Raw genomic sequence first — 19905 nt, forward strand, 5'->3', positions numbered from 1 at the left:
GTACAGACTTGAAATGTCTGTACATTTTTTAAGCAAATCCTACAAGGAATTTCGCCAAGCTAATAGTGACATGACCTCATCTTCCTCAACTTCACCCTTTTCCTTTAATAAATCGATTAGATAATCAAACGATGTGATTGTGTCATATTGAATATTCTTCTCAGCAAAGTTTTTCTTTGCTTGCTCTAATCCGTAAGTAAAGATCGCTAAAACACCAATCACATCAAAGCCTGCTTCTTTAGCAGCAATAGCAGCATCAATTGAAGAGCCACCTGTAGAAATAAGATCTTCAATAACAATTACTTTTTTACCTTTTTCTATTTTTCCTTCAATTTGGTTTCCTTTTCCGTGCTTTTTAGCTGATGAGCGAATATATATCATCGGCAAATCGAGTTCACTTGCCAACCATGCAGCATGCGGAATACCTGCAGTAGCACATCCAGCAATACAATCTGGTTTTAATTCTAATCGATTGAGAAGATCAATAAATGCTTTCGTAATTTTTTGTCTAACATTTGGATAAGACATCGTTAAACGATTATCACAATAAATGGGTGATTTCAATCCTGATGTCCATGTGAAATAATCATCTGGATTCGGTTTAATTTGTACAGCCTTTATAGCGAGTAACTCTTTAGCAACTTCCTTACTTATATCCACGATTCCATTCCTCCAATGCTTGTTCATAGGCTTTTCTAGGGTCTTCCGCTTTTGTAATACTACGTCCTATTACGAGTATGTCTGCCCCTTTTTCCCGTGCTTCAAACGGTGTTGCAATCCGTTCTTGATCATTTTTATCTGATTGTTTAAGGCGAATACCTGGCGTCACAGTTAGAAAATCTGATCCACAAACATGTTTAATTTGCTTTGCCTCGTGAACTGAACAGACAACACCGTCAGCACCACTTTGATAAGAAATATTTGCTAAGTGGCTCGCTACCTCATTTACAGTACCATTTAAACGTAATTCATCATTCATCGTCTTATCGCTCATCGATGTTAAAATGGTAACCGCAATAAGTTTTGTGTTTTTTCCAGTACCACCAAGAAGTAAGCCCTCTTTCGCCCATTTAATCATTTCACTTCCGCCTAATGCGTGAACATTGACGATATCAACACCAAGTGCAGATAAGTTTCGCATAGCTCGCATAACCGTTGTTGGAATGTCATGTAATTTTAAATCTAAAAAAATCGGATGATTATCTGCTTTTAATTTTTCTATCACATGGGGACCTTCACGATAAAATAATTCCATTCCTACTTTAACCGGAACACCTTGAAGTTCATTCATGTCAATAAATTGTTTCGCTTCTTGCCATGTCGGGAAATCAAGGGCAAGAAATATTGGATTTATCATACATTATCCCCTTCCCTACGGCATCATTAACCGATTTAAATCCGTACTTTTTAAGGATTGCAGGTAGTTGTTCAATAATTTCAACACAGACGAGTGGATTTTGGAAGTTTGCTGTACCGACAGCGACTGCATTTGCTCCTGCCAGTAAAAATTCCAACACTTCTTCGGCTGTTTGAATCCCACCCATACCGATGATTGGTATATTCACATGTTGTTTCACTTCATAAATCATACGAACCGCTATCGGTTTAATAGCCGGACCACTTAAACCACCTGTTTGATTAGCTAGGAGTGGTTTACAACTCGGTAAATGAATCTGCATGCCTGTTAATGTATTAATCATTGATAAGCCATCAGCACCAGCTGCTTCAACAGCTTTAGCCATTGTAACAATATCTGTTACATTTGGTGACAATTTGACATAAACGGGCTTTTGACTCGCTCGTTTAACTTTTTCTGTTATCCGTGCAGCCATGTCAGCATCTGTCCCAAATTGAATCCCACCTTCTTTGACATTCGGACATGAAATATTCAACTCTAAAGCATCTACATCAGCTGCTTGATTAAATGTTTCTGCAACATAAACATATTCTTCAATCGTACTTCCAGCAACATTGGCTATGATGTTCGTATCGTATGCAGCTAAGAATGGAACTTCCGTTCGAATGATTTCATCAACACCTGGATTTTGCAAACCGATCGCATTTAACATGCCTGATGCCGTTTCAGCAACACGCGGTGTTGGATTGCCAAACCGTTTCGTTCCTGTTGCTGCTTTCATAATGATTGCACCGAGCTTTGATAAGTCATAATACTGGCTGTATTCTCTACCAAAACCGAAACAGCCGGAAGCAGGCATGACGGGGTTTTTTAATGATAAGCCCGGTAAATTAACCGCTAAGCTATTCGTCATAATTGTACCTCCTCACTTTTAAAAACAGGACCATGTTGACAGATTTTTTTATATCCTACCTCATCATTTGTTGGAATGACACAAGCATAGCAAGCTCCGATTCCACATCCCATTCGCTCTTCCAATGATAGATAGCCAGGTGTATCTTTTAAATGATGGCGTACTGCCTTTAACATCGGTAATGGACCACATGAAAAATACGTTTCAAATGAACCGATATCACTCAATACATCTGTTACGAGTCCTTTATGTCCATAAGAACCATCATCTGTTACGATATATGTTTTTCCAATCGCTTTAAACTGATCCTCGTAAAATACGTAATCTTTCGTTTGGAAACCGAGTACAGAAATGACGTGACAACCTTTTTCAGCTAATGATTTCGCCAAGTAATAGAGAGGTGGAACACCAATACCTCCCCCAATTAAAAGAACAGTTGAAGGTTTAATTGTGTCGACCGGAAAACCATTCCCATTCGGGCCAAGCACATCTAATTCTGACCCTTGTTTTACGGAAGCAAGCTCTTTAGTTCCTGTTCCAATTGTTTTAAATAGAATCGTAATCGTATCGTCATCACGATTAACATCGGCAATCGAAACGGGCCTTCTTAATGTATGACCAGGGACAGCGATATGTAGAAACTGTCCCGGTACTGCTGTTTGAGAAACTTCTTTATTTTTTAAGACCATTTCGACTGTATCTAGAGCAATCGACGTTACCTTTGAAACATGCATCATCTGTTTTTTTCTCATCGATTTATGACCTCTTTTTCTGTAATCGGTTTGGCACTAAATGTCGTGGATTCAATCACATTCAAGATCGCATCAGCTGTATCTAAGTTGGTTAAGCAAGGTATTCCATGCTCAACAGATTCACGACGAATACGAAAACCATCAGATCGTGGTTGTTTCCCAGATGTTAACGTATTAATAACGAATTGAACGTCACCCGAATCAATAATGGATAAAACGTTCGGCTCATTGGAACCGATTTTCTCAACCTCTATCACGTCGATTCCTAGACTTTGAATAAATTCTGCGGTTCCCTTTGTAGCATATAAATTAAATCCTAATTCGTGGAATCGCTTAGCAATTGTTGAAAGTTCTCGTTTATCCTTATCCGCTACAGTTAAAAGGACAGAGCCTTCTTGTGGGATCGAAAGCCCGGAAGCCATGAGACCTTTGTAAAGGGCCTTTTCTAACGTTTGATCATAACCAATTGCTTCTCCTGTCGATTTCATTTCTGGGCCTAAAATCGCATCAACACTACGTAGTTTCTCAAATGAGAAGACAGGAACTTTAACTGATACATAATCAACTTCTTCTAGTAATCCTGTTTTAAATCCTAAATCACGAAGTCGCGTTCCTAAAATACATTTTGTTGCGATGTTCGCCATGGTAACACCTGTGATTTTACTTAAAAATGGAATCGTTCGGCTTGCTCGCGGATTAACTTCAAGAACATAGACATCATCATTGCGAATAATAAACTGTATATTAATTAAGCCTCTTACATGTAATGCTTCTGCTAATTTAACTGAGGCATCTAAACATTTTTGTTTTACTGCTTCACTCATGCGTTGTGGTGGATAGACAGCAATTGAATCCCCAGAATGAACACCTGCTCGTTCGATATGTTCCATAATTCCTGGGATAATTGTTGTTTCACCATCACTGATGGCATCAACTTCTACTTCAATACCAGTTAAGTATTTGTCGATAAGAACAGGATGTTCATTATTAAAGCCTTCAGTCTTATTTAAATAACTTAATAGTTCATCATCATTGTAAACAATTTCCATTCGACTGCCACCGATTACATATGATGGACGAACAAGAACTGGATAGCCAATCATATTAGCTACTTCAATTGCTTGGTCTAATTCAATCACTGCTTTTCCTTTTGGGCGAAGCAAATCAAGTTCATCTAAAAGCAATTCGAATTTATCACGGTCTTCTGCTCGGTCAATCGCTTCTAAATTTGTACCTAGGATTGTTACACCATGTTCTTCTAATCCTGCAGCTAGATTAATCGCTGTTTGCCCACCAAATTGGACGATCACACCTTTAGGTTGCTCTAATTCAATAACATGTAATACATCTTCAAGTGTTAATGGTTCAAAATAAAGCTTATCTGAAATACTATAATCAGTTGATACCGTTTCTGGATTATTGTTCATAATTATGGCTTCATAACCCATCTCTTGAATGGCTTGGACCGAATGAACAGTAGCATAATCGAATTCAATTCCTTGACCAATCCGAATGGGTCCCGAACCGAGCACTAAAATTTTTTCGCGATTTGACGGAAGTGATTCATTTTCCTCATCGAATGTACTATAAAAATATGACGCTTCTGAACTAAATTCACCTGCACATGTATCAACTTTCTTAAAGACAGGTTGAATATTTGCTTCTTGTCGTAGCTCATACACCTCTTTTCGAGACATTTCCCAAAGTCTTGCAATCGCCTGATCAGAGAATCCGGCCTCCTTAGCTCGTTGCAGCCAATGAAGAGATGTCTTATTTTCTATTAATTCACGCTCCAGTCGAATTAGTTTTTCTATTTTATAGAGGAAAAACAAATCAATTTTTGTCATGGCATGAATGTCTTCAATGGATAGCCCGCGGCGTAATACTTCCGCTATAATAAAAATTCTTTCATCATCTGCCTTTTTTAAGCGTTTTTCCAATTCAAACAGCGGTTCATCTTCCAACCCATTTAAATGACATTCTTCAGTACCTAAATCTAGTGAACGGATACCTTTTAATAAAGATTCTTCGAACGTACGACCAATCGACATGATCTCTCCTGTTGCTTTCATTTGTGTTCCAAGTGTCCGATCACCATTTACAAATTTATCAAATGGGAAGCGTGGGATTTTTGTTACGACATAATCTAATGCCGGTTCGAAAAAGGCCGATGTTGAGCCAGTAATCGGGTTGACAATTTCATCAAGTGTCATGCCGATTGCAATTTTAGCTGCTACTTTAGCGATTGGGTAGCCAGTTGCTTTTGATGCTAAAGCTGATGATCGGCTAACACGTGGATTAACTTCAATGACATAATAATTAAAACTATGAGGGTCTAAGGCTAATTGAACATTACATCCACCCTCTATTTTTAAAGCTTTAATGATTTTGAGTGAAGCCGTTCTTAACATTTGATGTTCTCGGTCACTAAGCGTTTGTGAAGGCGCAACGACGATGGAATCACCTGTATGAATACCAACGGGATCAACATTTTCCATATTACATACAACAATCGCTTGGTCTTTACGATCACGAATCACTTCATATTCAACTTCTTTGAAACCAGCGATATTTCTTTCAATAAGGCATTGATTCACTGGCGAAAGGGCTAACCCATTTCGGGTAATACTTTTTAATTCCTGTTCGTTATAACACATACCGCCTCCTGTACCACCTAATGTATAGGCCGGGCGAACGATTAGAGGATAACCAATTTCCTCAGCAAATTGAAGTGCTTCATCTACCGTATTAACAATCCGACTCTCTGGGATTGGTTCATTTAATTCTTGCATGAGATTCCGGAATTTTTCCCGATCTTCTGCATTCTGAATGGCCTCTAATGGTGTTCCTAAAAGAGTGACATCATATTCTTTTAAAATACCTGTACGCTCTAATTCAATCGCTAAATTTAATCCGGTTTGTCCACCTAAAGTAGGTAAGAGCGCATCTGGTTTTTCTTTGCGAATAATTTTCGTTAAAAATTCAACCGTTAACGGTTCCATATAAACGATATCGGCAACGGTATGGTCAGTCATAATCGTTGCTGGATTTGAATTCGCTAGAATAACCGTATAGCCTTCTTCGCGTAATGCTTGGCATGCTTGGGAACCTGAGTAATCAAATTCAGCCGCTTGCCCTATCACAATTGGTCCTGAACCGATAACGAGTATTTTTTCGATTAAATTATTTTTCGGCATGTGATGTCTCCTCCTTATGTCTTGGGAACTGATTAACCTTATCTAAGAATAAATCGAATAAATGAGTCATCTCTTCTGGTCCTGGTGAACTCTCAGGATTAAATTGCACAGAAAAAGCAGGATATGTCTGATGTGTTAATCCTTCAATCGTCGGACTATTAACCCCTATATGGCTAACAGTTACATCAAATGCTTTCATTGAGCTTGGATTAACTGTATAAAGCTGGGTTTTAGACACCATATTCGCTTGATCTTTAGCCACTGTTTTAACTGGATAGTTCCCATGTTGGCCATATGGTAACTTATCAATCGTTGCTCCTATACTTAATGCAAACAGAAGATGGCCTAAACCGATTGCAAAAAATGGTTTCTGGCCTAGTAGTTGTTTCATTAAATCAATCAATTCAGGTAAATGTTCTGGATGACCTGGCCCGTTTGAGAACATAACGCCTTCTGGCTTTAAACGCATTAGTTTTTCATAACTATAATCATATGGTACGACGGTAATATGACAGTCGCGTTTCGTTAGTTCACGAAGGATGCCATGTTTCATGCCTAAGTCAACAAGCACAATTCGAGTCCCTCTACCTGGGATTATATACGGTTTGACCGTTGAAACATGTTTAACTAAATCGGCTTGTTCCCGTGTTGAACGTAGGTTTTCAACGATGTCGGCAACTTTTTCATGCGCTTTTGCGATTCGACCTTTCATCACACCATGTTTACGAATATGGGTAACTAATTTACGCGTATCAATTCCAGTAATTCCTGGAATATGATGTGCTTTAAAAAACTGATCCAGACTTTCTTCTGAACGGAAATTTGATGGATAATCACTAACTTCTTTCACGATAAAACCATTAACACAAGGATCTAACGTTTCAAAATCATCACGGTTGATCCCATAGTTGCCGACAAGTGGCTGTGTCATAACGATGATTTTCCCTGCATTTGCTGGATCTGAGATAATCTCTTGATATCCCGTCATACCATTATAAAAAACAACATCACCATTCATTGTTTCCGCACTTCCGAACAAGGTTCCTTTAAATACCGATCCATCCTCAAGTACGAGTTGATACTTACTCATCGCTTCCCTCCTCGAATACGACCTCACCATCTACCATTGTCATAATAGCCCATCCGGCGACATCCCAACCATTAAATGGGGTGTTTTTACCTTTTGAATAAAATGTACGACTTTCAATCGGCATACTTTCATGTAGATTTATCAGAGTTAAATCGGCTGGTTTATTTTCTAAAAGCCTTCCATAAGGAAGATTAAATACGTCGGCCGGTTTAGCTGTCATCCAATCAACTAGCTGTTGTAATGTAATTTTATTTGGCTTGACAAGATGTGTATAAAGTAATGGAAATGCTGTTTCTAATCCTACGATTCCAAATGGTGCATGTAAAAATCCTTGTTTCTTTTCCGCTTCTGTATGTGGTGCATGATCCGTTGCGATAAAATCAATCGTACCATCAAGCAACCCTTCTATTAATGCTTCTTGGTCCTCCTTACTTCTTAGCGGGGGATTCATTTTAAAATTAGCATCATCTTCAGTAATATCTGTTTCATTTAATAGGAGGTGGTGTGGTGTGACCTCTGCTGTTACATGAATACCTGCTTTTTTAGCATCACGAACAACGCGGACAGATTCTTTAGTACTAATATGGCAGACATGATAGTGACAACCGGTTGCTTCAGCAAGTAGCACATCTCTAGCAATTTGTAGTGATTCAGTTAGTGAATGATGCCCTGGTAAATTAAGACGTTTACTCACTTCACCTTCATGACAAACTCCACCATAGACGATTGAGTTATCTTCACAATGCGCAACAATTGGCATATTGTATTTGCTCGCTTCTTTCATCGCACGATACATCATATCTGCTGTCTGTATCCCGACACCATCATCTGTAAAGGCAAAGACACCTGCTTTTGTAAGAGCCTGAATATCTGTTAATTCTTCCCCCTTTAAATCTTTTGTTATTGAAGCATAGGGGAGAACACGAACTTGTGAATCTTGCTCAATTTTCTCAAACAATGCTTCTATTTTATCAACACTATCAGGTACTGGATCCGTATTTGGCATGGGGCATACGGTTGTATAACCACCGCGTGCAGCTGCTTTTGTTCCTGTTAAAATCGTTTCTTTTTCTTCTCCGCCTGGTTCTCTTAAATGGACATGGACATCAATCAAACCGGGAATTAATAAATGACCTTTACAATCAATGACATGATCAGCGATTTCATCAATCTGATCAGCGATTTTCATGATCTTTTGGTTCTCTATTAGTACATCACATGTTTCCATTGTATTGTTTTCTACAATTCGGTTAGCATTTCTTAAAATTGTTTTCATGATTCAATCCCCCGTTTTTGTAATAATTTTTTTATAATCGCCATACGCATGTAAACACCGTTTTCCATCTGTTTAAATATCCGTGATCGCTCACATTCCACTAATGAATCAGCGATTTCAACACCGCGATTGACTGGTGCTGGATGGAGAATAATGGCGTCGTCTTTCATCATCTTCTCCCGTTCAACAGTAAGTCCGTATGTCTGTAAATAATCAGTTGTTTCACTTATGTTCTGATGACGCTCATGTTGAATACGTAATAACATGATGACATCGGATTGTTTAACGGCTTCATCGATATCAATATATGGATAATCAAGTGATAAATCTTTAAAGTCTGATGCTGCACATAAATGAACGTTTGCCCCGAGTTTTTTAAGTGCTTTCGCATTTGAATGAGCTACACGACTATGTTTGATATCACCAACAATGGTGACATGTAAATCATGGAAGGTATGAAAGTCTTCATAAATCGTAAATAAATCAAGCATACATTGTGTTGGATGTTCCTTCTTACCCGCACCAGCATTAATAATCGGAATGGAGATGTGATTTGTTAATGTTTCAGGCCAATCATCATCATGATGGCGAATAACAGCTACGTCAGCACCAATTGCCTCTAATGTTCTTACCGTATCGTAAAGTGTTTCACCTTTTTTTACACTTGATGTATCAGGGTTAAAATCAAGTATTTCTAATCCTAATTTTTTCTCAGCAACTGTAAAGCTCATTTTTGTTCGGGTGCTTGGTTCAAAAAATAAATTAGCAGCAAATAGCTGTTGAGTAAATGGTTTAACATCTGTCTTAAATGTTTTAGCTTGGTGAATTAAATCGAAAATCTCTTGTTTAGTCAATTGTTCTACTGATAGAAAATGCATCTTTTTACCCTCCACTTCAATTTTTCATGACATAAATAAAACCCCTTTGCTTAAAGGTCGCAAAGGGGTACACGTAAGCTATATCACTTACGTTATTACAAAGCGACCTTAAAAACCTCTCTGGATTTTCTTAAAGGTCAAGTTATTTTATTTTTATATAAAGCCACTTCATCTACCTGATCGATTTCTTGCAGGCGGACAAAGACAACTTCTTGTTCGGAAGTTGGGATATTTTTCCCTGCATAATCTGCACGTATTGGTAATTCACGGTGACCACGATCGACAAGAATGGCTAGTTGGATTGCTGACGGTCTTCCTAAATCAATGACTGCATCCATCGCAGCTCTTACCGTTCTTCCCGTATATAAGACATCGTCCACTAGAATGACCTTCTTCCCTGTTATATCTGTCTCAATATTCGTTTCTTTAATTTGCGGGTCATCTCCATGTACAGCCTTTTGTAAATCATCACGGTAAAGCGTAATGTCTAGTTCACCAATCGGAACATTAATACCTTCGATTTGTTTAATTTTCTCTTGTAAACGTTTTGCTAGTGGCACACCTCTCGTCTTAATTCCAACAAGTACAAGGTCAACGCCACCTTTATTCTTTTCTAAAATTTCATGGGCAATTCGTGTTAATGAACGGTTAATCGTTGCCTCATCGAGGAGAACATTTTTCTTCTGCATGTTTAACACCACCCTTTCATGAAAAAATCCCTTATCCATGAGGGGAAAGGGATTTTTGGGCATACATTTAGTCTTACATCCGTTTCCTTTATAGCCTCACGGGACTAATGTTAAAGGTCTTTTATATTCCATGCTAATTATGACAAACTTGAGTTTCGATGTCAAGTCATTTTATTAAGCCGATTTAATACCCCATGAAAATCCCCAGGAAGGTCTGATTCAAAAGATAAATGTTCTTCCGTTATCGGATGGGTAAACTCTAGGGAACGGGCGTGCAAAACTTGGCCAAACTTAACAAATGGTTTACGGGGGCCATACTTTGGATCACCAACAATTGGATGATTTATATATTTCATATGAACACGGATTTGATGTGTTCTTCCTGTTTCCAATTGACATTCAATATGGGTAAATTCTCCATAACGCTTGATGACGCGAAAATGTGTCACCGCATGTCTTCCGTCGTCAACAACGGCCATATTTTGCCGTTGTTTAGGATCACGCCCGATTGGTGCATCAATTAAACCATGATCATGTGAAATGACTCCGTGAACGATGGCTTCATAGTTTCGCTTTACTTGCCGATTTTTAAATTGTTTCTGAAGTTCTCTATGAGCTTCATTTGTTTTCGCCACGACAAGGAGGCCGCTTGTATCTTTGTCGATTCGATGCACAATACCTGCACGTTCTTCGCCACTTAATGTCGATAATCCGGAATGACAATGATAGAGTAGAGCATTGACTAATGTTCCACTTGTATGACCGGATGATGGGTGAACAACCATCCCTCTCGGCTTGTTAATAACGATAATATCATCATCTTCATAAACAATTTCGAGAGGTAAATGTTCTGCCTTAATCGTTAATGTTTGTTTCTCTGGAATGGTCCAAGCGATTGTATCTCCTTCTACACATTTGTAATTCGCTTTTACAACAGAATCATTTACAGTAACATGCCCTTGTTTAATCCATGATTGAATCTCACTTCTTGACACATTGGGTTCAATGAATGTTAATAATTTATCAATCCGTTTACCAGAACCATCATTCTGCACACGATATTGCTTCATCATACGTTTTCCTTTCTTTTTTCTTCTTTTAGAGTGACAATGATTAATAGAATAACCCCAACGACTAAGGCTGAATCTGCAATATTAAAAATTGGATAATCATATTTAAAAATAATAAAGTCTAAAAAGTCGACTACTTCTTTGTGAAAAAGACGATCGATAAAGTTTCCAATCGCTCCACCTAATATGAGACTTAATGCTAAGGCCATCAGCTTTTGATATCGGCCATATTTATGTAGTAGATATATGATTCCAATGATGACTATCACTGTTACAATATAAAAGAAGAGCATTTGATCTTGAAGAATTCCCCATGCTGCCCCTCGGTTACGGTGTGACGTAATATAAAAAAATCCTTTTATAACGGGAATCTGTTCGTACAGGTCCATCTTCGTTACAACAATCCATTTAGTAAATTGGTCGAGCCCGATAACAACTAAAGCGATTAAATAAAACCAAATCATAACTTTTCCTCCACATCTGTTACGCTATCATTATTATCGATTTTACCACAAATGAATCACGCTTTCTCTTTTTAAATTAAAAAAAGCTGAAATAAAACACCTGTGAATTGTAATTAAATAAATCAATTTCACGATGAAAAACATTTTTTGCGTTTATGGAGATAAACTTGAGAAAAAGCAAAACTCCAGCAAAAGATAACGAAAATCAAACAAAAAGGTTCCATTCATCAAAACCGATGATTGGAACCTTTTTAAGTTATTTTAGCTAGTTATGTCCCAGCTTCATTTTTATTTTTATACTGTATAATGCTCATTCACAACATCACTACAACGGCTACAGAGGTTTGGATGCTTTTCATCCTCACCAACTGTTTCTGAAATGACCCAGCAACGTTCACATGTTTCACCTGGATGTTTTTCAACTTTAATCGCAACATGTTGATATTCTTTTGCTTCTTCATCTGCTTCTTTCAATTCTAATCCGGAAACGATAAAGAGCTGATGAACAAATGGAATTGATTTTAACAATTCGTGTGTTCTTTCTTCTTTTGGTACAATCGTTATTTTTGCCTCTAGTGGTTTTCCGATCATTTTCGTTTCACGTGCTTCTTCAAGCGCCTTCAACACATCATCACGAACAGCCATGAAATGATCCCATTTTTCTTTTTCTTTTTCAGCAAAATTTGCAATCTCACGTTTTGTTGGTAAATCTGTTAATAATACTGTTTCAGCTTTTTCTAAAGCTCCCGGAATATGTTCCCAAACTTCTTCAGCTGTATGTGGAATAATCGGTGCTATTAGTTTCGCTAATGAAACAACAATCTCATAGTAAGCTGTTTGAATGCTACGGCGACGTTTATGATCTACTGCCTCGATATATAAAATATCTTTAGCAAAGTCTAAATAGAATGAACTTAAATCGTCTGCACAGAAATTATGAATGCGATGGAAGACTGGTGAAAATTGATATACCTTATAACTCTCATGCACATCTTCTACAAGCTCTTGGAAACGATATAACATATAACGGTCTATCTCTTCCATTTCAGCTTCTGGCACACGGTCTATCTCTGGATTAAAATCTGTTAAATTTCCTAAAATAAAACGGAATGTATTACGAATTTTTCGATATGCTTCAGATGTTTGTTGTAAAATATTATCAGAGATTCTCACATCAGCCTGATAATCAACAGAAGCTACCCATAAACGTAAAATGTCTGCCCCGTATTGTTTGATGACCTTTGATGGAGCAATAATATTTCCTAGAGATTTACTCATTTTCTTACCGTCCCCATCCATGACGAAACCATGGCTAATAACGCTTTTATATGGGGCTTTACCACTTACTGCCACAGAAGTTGATAATGAAGAGTTAAACCATCCACGATATTGATCTGTACCTTCTAAATAGACATCAGCCGGACGACGGTGGTCTTCACGATGTAAAAGAACAGCCTCGTGTGATGAACCAGAATCGAACCATACGTCCATAATATCCATTTCTTTCGTAAATTGACCATTTGGACTATGTTCAGATGTAAAGCCTTCTGGAAGTAAGTCTTCTGCACTCCATTCAAACCAAATATTTGACCCATGTTCTTTAAACAATTTAGCTACATGGTCAATCGTTTCTTCTGTAATAATTGCTGTGCCATCTTCTCCATAAAAGACTGGAATTGGTACCCCCCATGTCCGTTGACGTGAAATACACCAATCTTCACGGTCACGTACCATGTTGTAGAGACGGGTTTCACCCCATTTAGGATACCATTTCACACCTTTGATTTCTTCTAAGATATTATCTCGGAAATCTTTAATCGATGCGAACCATTGTGGTGTTGCTCGGAAAATAATTGGTTTCTTTGTTCGCCAATCATGCGGATAAGAGTGTGTAATGAAGCTTAGCTTTAAAAGTGCACCCACTTCTTCTAACTTTTCGGTAATCATCTTATTCGCATGATCATAAAATACCCCTTCAAACCCGGGTGCTTCATCTGTAAAGACGCCTTTATCATCAACTGGGCTAATTGGATCAATCCCATATGCTTTGGAAATATTGAAGTCATCTTCCCCGTGTCCCGGAGCAGTGTGAACACAACCTGTACCCGAATCAGTTGTCACATGTTCTCCTAACATGACTAAAGATTCACGATCATAGAATGGATGTTTTGCTACAACACGGTCAGCTTCTTCACCTTTAAATGATCTTAAAACCTGTGGATTATCCCAATCTAATTCTTTTGTTATATTTTCTAGTAAATCATGGGCAACAACATATTTTTCATCATCGACTTGAACGACGACATATTCTAATTGCGGGTGTAAAGCAATACCTAAGTTTGCTGGAAGCGTCCATGGTGTCGTTGTCCAAATGATAATTTTTTCATCAGACTGTAAAACACCTTTACCATCAATTACATCAAATGAAACATAGATCGATGGTGAACGTTTATCATGATATTCAATTTCAGCTTCTGCTAAAGCGGATTCGGAAGAAGGTGACCAATAAACTGGACGTAAGCCTTTATAAATATAGCCTTTTTTCGCCATCTCTCCAAACACTCTAATTTGAGCCGCTTCATATTCGTTTTTCAATGTAAGATACGGATTTTTCCAATCACCAGTCGCACCGAGTTGTTTACGTTGCTCGCGTTGGCGTTCAACTTGATCAAGTGCATATTCGGCACATTTTTGTCTAAATTCAGCGACCGACATTTTTTTGCGATCAACTTTCTTATTTTTTGTTAATGCTGTTTCAATCGGCAGTCCATGTGTGTCCCAACCAGGAATATATGGGGCATGGAAACCTGACATTGATTTATAACGAACAATAAAATCCTTTAAAATCTGATTCAGCGCATGACCAATGTGTAAATCCCCATTCGCATATGGTGGCCCATCATGCAAGATAAATAATGGGCGACCTTTTGTTCGTTCTAGTTGTTGTTCATATAGTTTCATGTCATCCCATTTTTGACGACGTACAGGTTCTTTATTCGGCAAATTACCACGCATTGGAAATTTTGTTTTTGGTAATAAAAGTGTTTGTTTATATTCCATTTCAAGTCCTCCTTAAAATATAAAATAAAAAGCCTTCACATCCCTATAAGGGACGAGAAGACTCGCGGTACCACCCTTTTAATTTAAAGCCTTAGTTTTTAACAATATCGTCTTTAAATTCACTCATAATGATTTATAACGTCTATCAACCGGCCAGTTCTACTCATTTCAAACGAGCTGCTCGGGAGGGATCTTCTAAACGTATGTCTGCATCAGGCTTCCACCATTTCCTGACTCGCTGAACAGCCATTACCTTTATACTGTCTCCGTCATCACATAAAATGTTTCTGTTTTTTTAGTATTATATGCAATAAATACGATTCCGTCAAGAAGTTAACCTTCAACCTTGACAAGTTCATCATCAATCAGTTCTGTGTCTAATAATTCTTCCCAATCATCCGTATTTACCATATCGAGTTGCGCTTCAACTAACATTTTCAAACGTGTACGAAATACTTTAGCTTGTTTTTTTAATTCTTCTACTTCAATAGCAATCGTACGAGCTTTTGTTAAAGCTTCATTGATGATACGATCGGCATTTTTCTCTGCTTCTTTAACAATGAGTTTTGCTTCTTTCATGGCATTACCTTTTACTTCTTCTGCTGTTTCTTGGGCAACTAAAATCGATTTATTTAGCGTTTCTTCAATATTAGTAAAGTGACTCAACCGTTCATTTAATTGCGCAACTTTGTCTTGATAGTCTTTTTTCTCACGAATAACAGCTTCATAGTCTTTCATAACCTGATCTAAAAACTTATTAACTTCGTCTTCATCAAACCCACGAAAACTTTTAGTAAATTGTTTATTATGAATATCAAGTGGTGTTAAAGACATGAAGACACCTCCTAATGTCATCTTTAGAGTAATTTTATGTTTCCTTTTAATTGAGTCTTGCCGTTATAATTCTTGTTTTTCCTTTTCTTGTTTCTCCTAAGATTTCAACAAGCTTACTTCTTCCTTTTCCTCTAAAGGAAATAAGGTCCCCTTCTTCAAGTAAGAATTTCGCATCGTCTATCGTTTTAAAATTCACTTTAACGAGTTGCTTTAAAATAGCCTGTCTAGCATCTTTTCTAGATATATTATATATTTCTTTAACGACATTATCCAGTCTTAGCGAAGTAACCGTTGCTGTTGACTTAATCCATTGTTCAACACTCTGAATTCTTTCACTCAATGGTTTTTCGTAAAATTTGACAGTGGCGCGTTTTATTTGCGTTAAATTCATTTTTACAAAAAGAGCAATTTCTTGAGCGATTACAAGTTGAACTGTCCCGTCGATTATAACAATATCTCCTAATTTATCACGTACAATTCCTAAAGATAAAAATGCGCCTAACACATCTTTATGTGATATGGTAACAAATTTCTCTGGAAAAGTCGTTTCAATTAGTGAGAGGTTAAAATCATTTTCTACAACCGTTTCGTAATATGGTGCAATTAAAACACGTTTTCGCTCAGTATCCTTACCCCCACCATATTCTAAAACTTTTAATTCATGTTCAGTATCAGGAATTAAGGTATTTATAATTCGGCATTGACGAGGGTCTAAAAAATCGGTTAATTTAGGCTGATATGTACGTTCGACCATTTCCTTCCATGATAACACTTGGTCAATAAATGGTTGTTCCTCTTCCCGAAAATGTTGATAAATACTCATTTATATTTCCTCTAGAACATTTGATATAAAAAACTAAATAAGGCTGACAAGCCGTATGTTCTTGCAAAGTTCAGAATTAGAATAGCAACAATTGGGGAAAAGTCAATCATACCAAGTGGTGGAATAAAACGACGAAATACTTCTAAATATGGTTCACTAATTCGTCCTAAAAAAATACCGAATGATGACTCCCTCGCACCTGGAAACCAAGACATAAAGATATAAATAATAAGTAAATAGCCATAAATAAGCATTGCTGTACTTAATAGCTGAAATATTTGCTGTAAAATCATATACTACCACCCTCTGTTAAATTCAACTTCCTCTGATACTGTATCAGAAATTGACCCAGATACATCAACATTATCCGGAGTACAAAGAAATGTTTCTGTACCAAGTTTTTGAATCTGTCCATTAAGCGCATAAACTGTACCACTCATAAAATCAATGATGCGCAGTGCTTGTTCATGCTCCAATTGCTGTAAGTTAATCACGACTGAACGACGGTTACGGATATGATCTGCAATTTCTTGTGCTTCACTATATGTACGCGGCTCACATAAGATCATCTTAGTTGTCGCTTCTTGTAATCGTGTTAAATTAACGACTGTCTGTGACTCTCTTTCATCCCTCTCAACATTATCCGGAACATCGACCTCAACATATTCTTCACCTGTTTCAAAAAGAGATTTAATCTTATTTTTCAAACTCAATATTATCTCTCCTTATTAGAGCATGATTTCCTATTGACCGACGAGTCTAGAGCCAATCCGGATATGTGTTGCCCCTTCTTCAATCGCAATTTTATAATCATTGCTCATACCCATTGATAAATATAAACATGGTGCATATGGTAAATTCATGCTCCGGACGTCATCCCTTAGCTGTCGTAACTTACGAAAGACACGTCTTATCTCGTCCTCATCATCTGTATGTGGAGCCATGGTCATTAATCCGACTACACGGATTTTCTCATAGTTTTCTAGATGCTTAATGAACGGAATCACGTCTTTAACCGCTAATCCATGTTTACTTTCCTCTTCACTAACATTCACTTGCACGAAACAGTCTACACGTTTTTCGGCTCGCTTTTCAATTTCTTTTGCTAAAGATTTTCGATCTAGTGAATGAATAGCGACTACTTTATTAACGACATCACGTGTTTTTCTCGATTGAAGTGTACCGATAAAGTGCCATTTTGCATCGTCCTTAATCTCTTCGTACTTTTCTAAAAAACCATCCGTACGATTTTCGGCTAGATGAATGATTCCACTTTCAATGGCTTCCTTCGCACGCTCTATTGTAACATATTTTGTTACGGCAATGATTGTTATTTCATTCGTTTGTCGACCACTTTTTTTACATGCTTCTTGGATATGATCTTGAATCGCTTGCAAATTTTCCCGTATTCTCATAAAATTCCTCTACCCTTTCCACCCTTCGTCACGATTTATAACCTATAAAGCCAATCATTCTACCTGTTCGTCCTTGTTCACGACGATGAGAATAAAAAAGACCTCTGTGACGATAGGTACAATAATTAGTTACCTCTATATTAGTACGAAGCACACCACTTTGCAAAAGTATGTCCATATTCAATTGTTTTAAATCCAAGAGATATTTTCGTTCTTTCGTCGGAATAGCAACGCTCTTATGATATTCCTGAGGGATACGGTTCATAACATGTTGATCGACTTCATAGTTATCTTGCGAAATACAAGGACCAATTGCTACTTTTACGTCTTCAGCATAGGCACCAAGTGCTACGAATTTAACAATCATTTGTTCAGCAATCCGCTTAACAGTACCTTGCCATCCGGCATGAGCAATCCCAATGTAAGATGTTTTCGGATCAAAGAAAAAAATCGGCACACAGTCAGCAAATACCGCTGTACAAAGAATTCCTGTCTCTTTCGTTATAAAACCATCTACTTGACGAATCGATGTGTCATATGAAAATGATCCACGACCTCGATCAGTTGATTCTATAAGATGAATGTTGGAATCGTGTATTTGTTGACCTTGTACCCAGTTTTCCAGGGGGAATCCAAGCTGTTTACTAACTTTTTCACGATTCATTAGAACATGTTCAGGTTCATCTGATACATGTAAGCCCATATTTAACGTATCATATGGCGGTTGACTGACACCACCATTTCTCGTTGTAAAACCAACACATAAATCCGGATGAAGTCTCTCCCATTGAATCACCCGAAGAATATTTGAATCTGCCTTTTGAAATATATCAGCCATCTATAATGCTCCCTTTTTTCTTTTAGTTTATCATAGTTTACTGTCATATTCTTATTTATTCATGTATACCTTTTTCTTCTACTAATATAATGTCTTCACCGATCGTAATAATTTGTTCCCAAGGGATGACAACTTCTTGATGCTTCCCAAAAAAAGGGCCACCATCACGCGAAAAAATAATAATCGCTAGAATATACCCCCTATCAGAATCAATTTCCAAATCAGAGATAAAGCCGAGTCTTTCCCCCCGATTGATTGTAATGACCTCTTTTTGTTGGAGCTGTGATAATGTCATCATAACGATTCACCTCATACTATATATATGCATACTTGGCAAATTTAGATGAATGTTATCAACTGATTAAACACAAATAAAAAAACAGGCAAATGACTGCCTGTTTTTCATTATGATTCAAACATCTCTTTATTAACTTGTTGAATTGCCGCTTTTTCTAATCGGGATACTTGAGCTTGTGAAATACCAATTTCTTCAGCAACTTCCATTTGTGTTTTACCTTGGAAAAATCGTTTATTTAAAATTAGCTTTTCACGTTCATTTAAACGGTGAATTCCTTCCTTTAGTGAAAGGATATCTACCCATGAATAATCGTCTTCTTTATCATCACTGATTTGATCCATAACATAGATGGGGTCCCCCCCGTCATTATAAATCGGCTCAAATAATGATATTGGATCTTGGATTGCATCAAGCGCAAAAACAATTTCGGCATGTGAAATACCCATTTCTTCAGCAATTTCGGCTGGTGTTGGTTCTTTAGATGTTCGATTAATTAACGTTTCTCTCACTTTAAGCGCTTTATAAGCAATATCTCTTAATGAGCGAGAAACCCTAATCGGATTATTATCTCTTAAGTAACGCCGTATTTCTCCGATAATCATAGGTACAGCATACGTAGAGAACCTTACATTATGACTTAAATCAAAATTATCTATGGACTTCATAAGACCGATACAACCAACTTGAAACAGGTCATCCGCATTTTCACCTCGATTATTGAATCGTTGAATGACACTTAATACGAGTCGTAAATTTCCGTTGACTAGTTTTTCCCGTGCAGACAAGTCTCCAGATTGCATCTCTTTAAATAAAACACGCATTTCTTCGTTTTTTAAGACGGGTAATTTTGATGTATCTACCCCACATATAACGACTTTATGTCTAGACATTCTGTACCCTCCCAAATTGGAGTTGCTGTTTATGGACAGTATCTCCGTCAAGAAGGGTTTT

Annotated in this window: 19 protein-coding genes, 1 pseudogene and 1 other annotated feature; all 20 genes and pseudogenes read right to left on the reverse strand. The window is 37.4% G+C overall.

What is annotated here, in order from left to right:
- Positions 1-39: 39 nt before the first annotated feature.
- The 20 genes and pseudogenes from pyrE to sigG all read right to left on the reverse strand — a co-directional run bounded on the left by pyrE (position 40) and on the right by sigG (position 19844).
- Entirely contained in the window at positions 40-654 is a 615-nt protein-coding gene (gene pyrE / locus VIG73_RS03660) for an orotate phosphoribosyltransferase (RefSeq protein ID WP_331639212.1), read from the reverse strand.
- Entirely contained in the window at positions 647-1357 is a 711-nt protein-coding gene (gene pyrF / locus VIG73_RS03665; RefSeq protein ID WP_331639175.1) for an orotidine-5'-phosphate decarboxylase, read from the reverse strand. The genes pyrE and pyrF overlap by 8 nt, the downstream gene beginning before the upstream one ends.
- On the reverse strand, positions 1329-2270 hold the full coding sequence (locus VIG73_RS03670; protein ID WP_331639176.1) for a dihydroorotate dehydrogenase: 942 nt from the start codon (positions 2268-2270) through the stop codon (positions 1329-1331). The genes pyrF and VIG73_RS03670 overlap by 29 nt, the downstream gene beginning before the upstream one ends.
- The gene (locus tag VIG73_RS03675) at positions 2267-3022 is read right to left on the reverse strand and encodes a dihydroorotate dehydrogenase electron transfer subunit (RefSeq protein WP_331639177.1); all 756 of its coding nucleotides are present in this window, start codon (positions 3020-3022) and stop codon (positions 2267-2269) included. Before VIG73_RS03675 ends, VIG73_RS03670 begins: the two co-directional genes overlap by 4 nt.
- On the reverse strand, positions 3019-6219 hold the full coding sequence (gene carB, locus VIG73_RS03680) for a carbamoyl-phosphate synthase large subunit (RefSeq protein WP_331639178.1): 3201 nt from the start codon (positions 6217-6219) through the stop codon (positions 3019-3021). The genes VIG73_RS03675 and carB overlap by 4 nt, the downstream gene beginning before the upstream one ends.
- On the reverse strand, positions 6206-7309 hold the full coding sequence (locus VIG73_RS03685) for a carbamoyl phosphate synthase small subunit (protein WP_331639179.1): 1104 nt from the start codon (positions 7307-7309) through the stop codon (positions 6206-6208). Before VIG73_RS03685 ends, carB begins: the two co-directional genes overlap by 14 nt.
- Entirely contained in the window at positions 7302-8585 is a 1284-nt protein-coding gene (locus tag VIG73_RS03690; protein WP_331639180.1) for a dihydroorotase, read from the reverse strand. The genes VIG73_RS03685 and VIG73_RS03690 overlap by 8 nt, the downstream gene beginning before the upstream one ends.
- A pseudogene (locus VIG73_RS03695) lies at positions 8560-9463 on the reverse strand (aspartate carbamoyltransferase catalytic subunit). Before VIG73_RS03695 ends, VIG73_RS03690 begins: the two are co-directional and overlap by 26 nt.
- A gap of 137 nt (positions 9464-9600) precedes the next feature.
- Entirely contained in the window at positions 9601-10152 is a 552-nt protein-coding gene (pyrR, locus tag VIG73_RS03700) for a bifunctional pyr operon transcriptional regulator/uracil phosphoribosyltransferase PyrR (protein WP_331639182.1), read from the reverse strand.
- A 161-nt stretch (positions 10153-10313) separates the two neighbouring features.
- Positions 10314-11225 carry an RluA family pseudouridine synthase gene (locus VIG73_RS03705; RefSeq protein WP_331639183.1) on the reverse strand — a complete coding sequence of 304 codons (912 nt, stop codon included), beginning with the start codon at positions 11223-11225 and terminating at the stop codon, positions 10314-10316.
- The gene (lspA, locus tag VIG73_RS03710; RefSeq protein WP_331639184.1) at positions 11222-11686 is read right to left on the reverse strand and encodes a signal peptidase II; all 465 of its coding nucleotides are present in this window, start codon (positions 11684-11686) and stop codon (positions 11222-11224) included. Before lspA ends, VIG73_RS03705 begins: the two co-directional genes overlap by 4 nt.
- Before the next feature lie 294 nt (positions 11687-11980).
- A complete protein-coding gene (gene ileS, locus VIG73_RS03715) occupies positions 11981-14746 on the reverse strand; it encodes an isoleucine--tRNA ligase (RefSeq protein ID WP_331639185.1) in 2766 nt (921 codons plus the stop codon).
- A gap of 45 nt (positions 14747-14791) precedes the next feature.
- Positions 14792-15028: a binding site (T-box leader), on the reverse strand.
- 51 nt (positions 15029-15079) lie between these two features.
- Positions 15080-15580 carry a DivIVA domain-containing protein gene (locus VIG73_RS03720; RefSeq protein ID WP_331639186.1) on the reverse strand — a complete coding sequence of 167 codons (501 nt, stop codon included), beginning with the start codon at positions 15578-15580 and terminating at the stop codon, positions 15080-15082.
- Between the two features lie 46 nt (positions 15581-15626).
- On the reverse strand, positions 15627-16403 hold the full coding sequence (locus VIG73_RS03725) for an RNA-binding protein (RefSeq protein WP_331639187.1): 777 nt from the start codon (positions 16401-16403) through the stop codon (positions 15627-15629).
- A gap of 11 nt (positions 16404-16414) precedes the next feature.
- Positions 16415-16696, reverse strand: a complete 282-nt coding sequence (locus VIG73_RS03730) for a YggT family protein (RefSeq protein ID WP_331639188.1) — start codon at positions 16694-16696, stop codon at positions 16415-16417.
- Between the two features lie 3 nt (positions 16697-16699).
- Positions 16700-17116 carry a cell division protein SepF gene (locus tag VIG73_RS03735; RefSeq protein ID WP_331639189.1) on the reverse strand — a complete coding sequence of 139 codons (417 nt, stop codon included), beginning with the start codon at positions 17114-17116 and terminating at the stop codon, positions 16700-16702.
- Positions 17117-17146: 30 nt separating this feature from the next.
- Complete coding sequence (locus VIG73_RS03740; protein WP_331639190.1) at positions 17147-17818, reverse strand: YggS family pyridoxal phosphate-dependent enzyme; 672 nt, start codon at positions 17816-17818, stop codon at positions 17147-17149.
- Positions 17819-17846: 28 nt separating this feature from the next.
- Positions 17847-18656 (reverse strand): peptidoglycan editing factor PgeF, encoded by an 810-nt coding sequence (gene pgeF, locus VIG73_RS03745; RefSeq protein WP_331639191.1) that lies wholly within the window; start codon positions 18654-18656, stop codon positions 17847-17849.
- 55 nt (positions 18657-18711) lie between these two features.
- Positions 18712-18954: a YlmC/YmxH family sporulation protein gene (locus VIG73_RS03750; protein WP_331639192.1), complete on the reverse strand. Its 243-nt coding sequence runs from the start codon at positions 18952-18954 to the stop codon at positions 18712-18714.
- A gap of 107 nt (positions 18955-19061) precedes the next feature.
- On the reverse strand, positions 19062-19844 hold the full coding sequence (sigG, locus tag VIG73_RS03755; protein ID WP_331639193.1) for an RNA polymerase sporulation sigma factor SigG: 783 nt from the start codon (positions 19842-19844) through the stop codon (positions 19062-19064).
- Between the last annotated feature and the right edge of the window lie 61 nt (positions 19845-19905).

The sequence above is a fragment of the Cerasibacillus sp. genome (assembly GCF_036516575.1).
GTDB lineage: Bacteria > Bacillota > Bacilli > Bacillales > Amphibacillaceae > Cerasibacillus.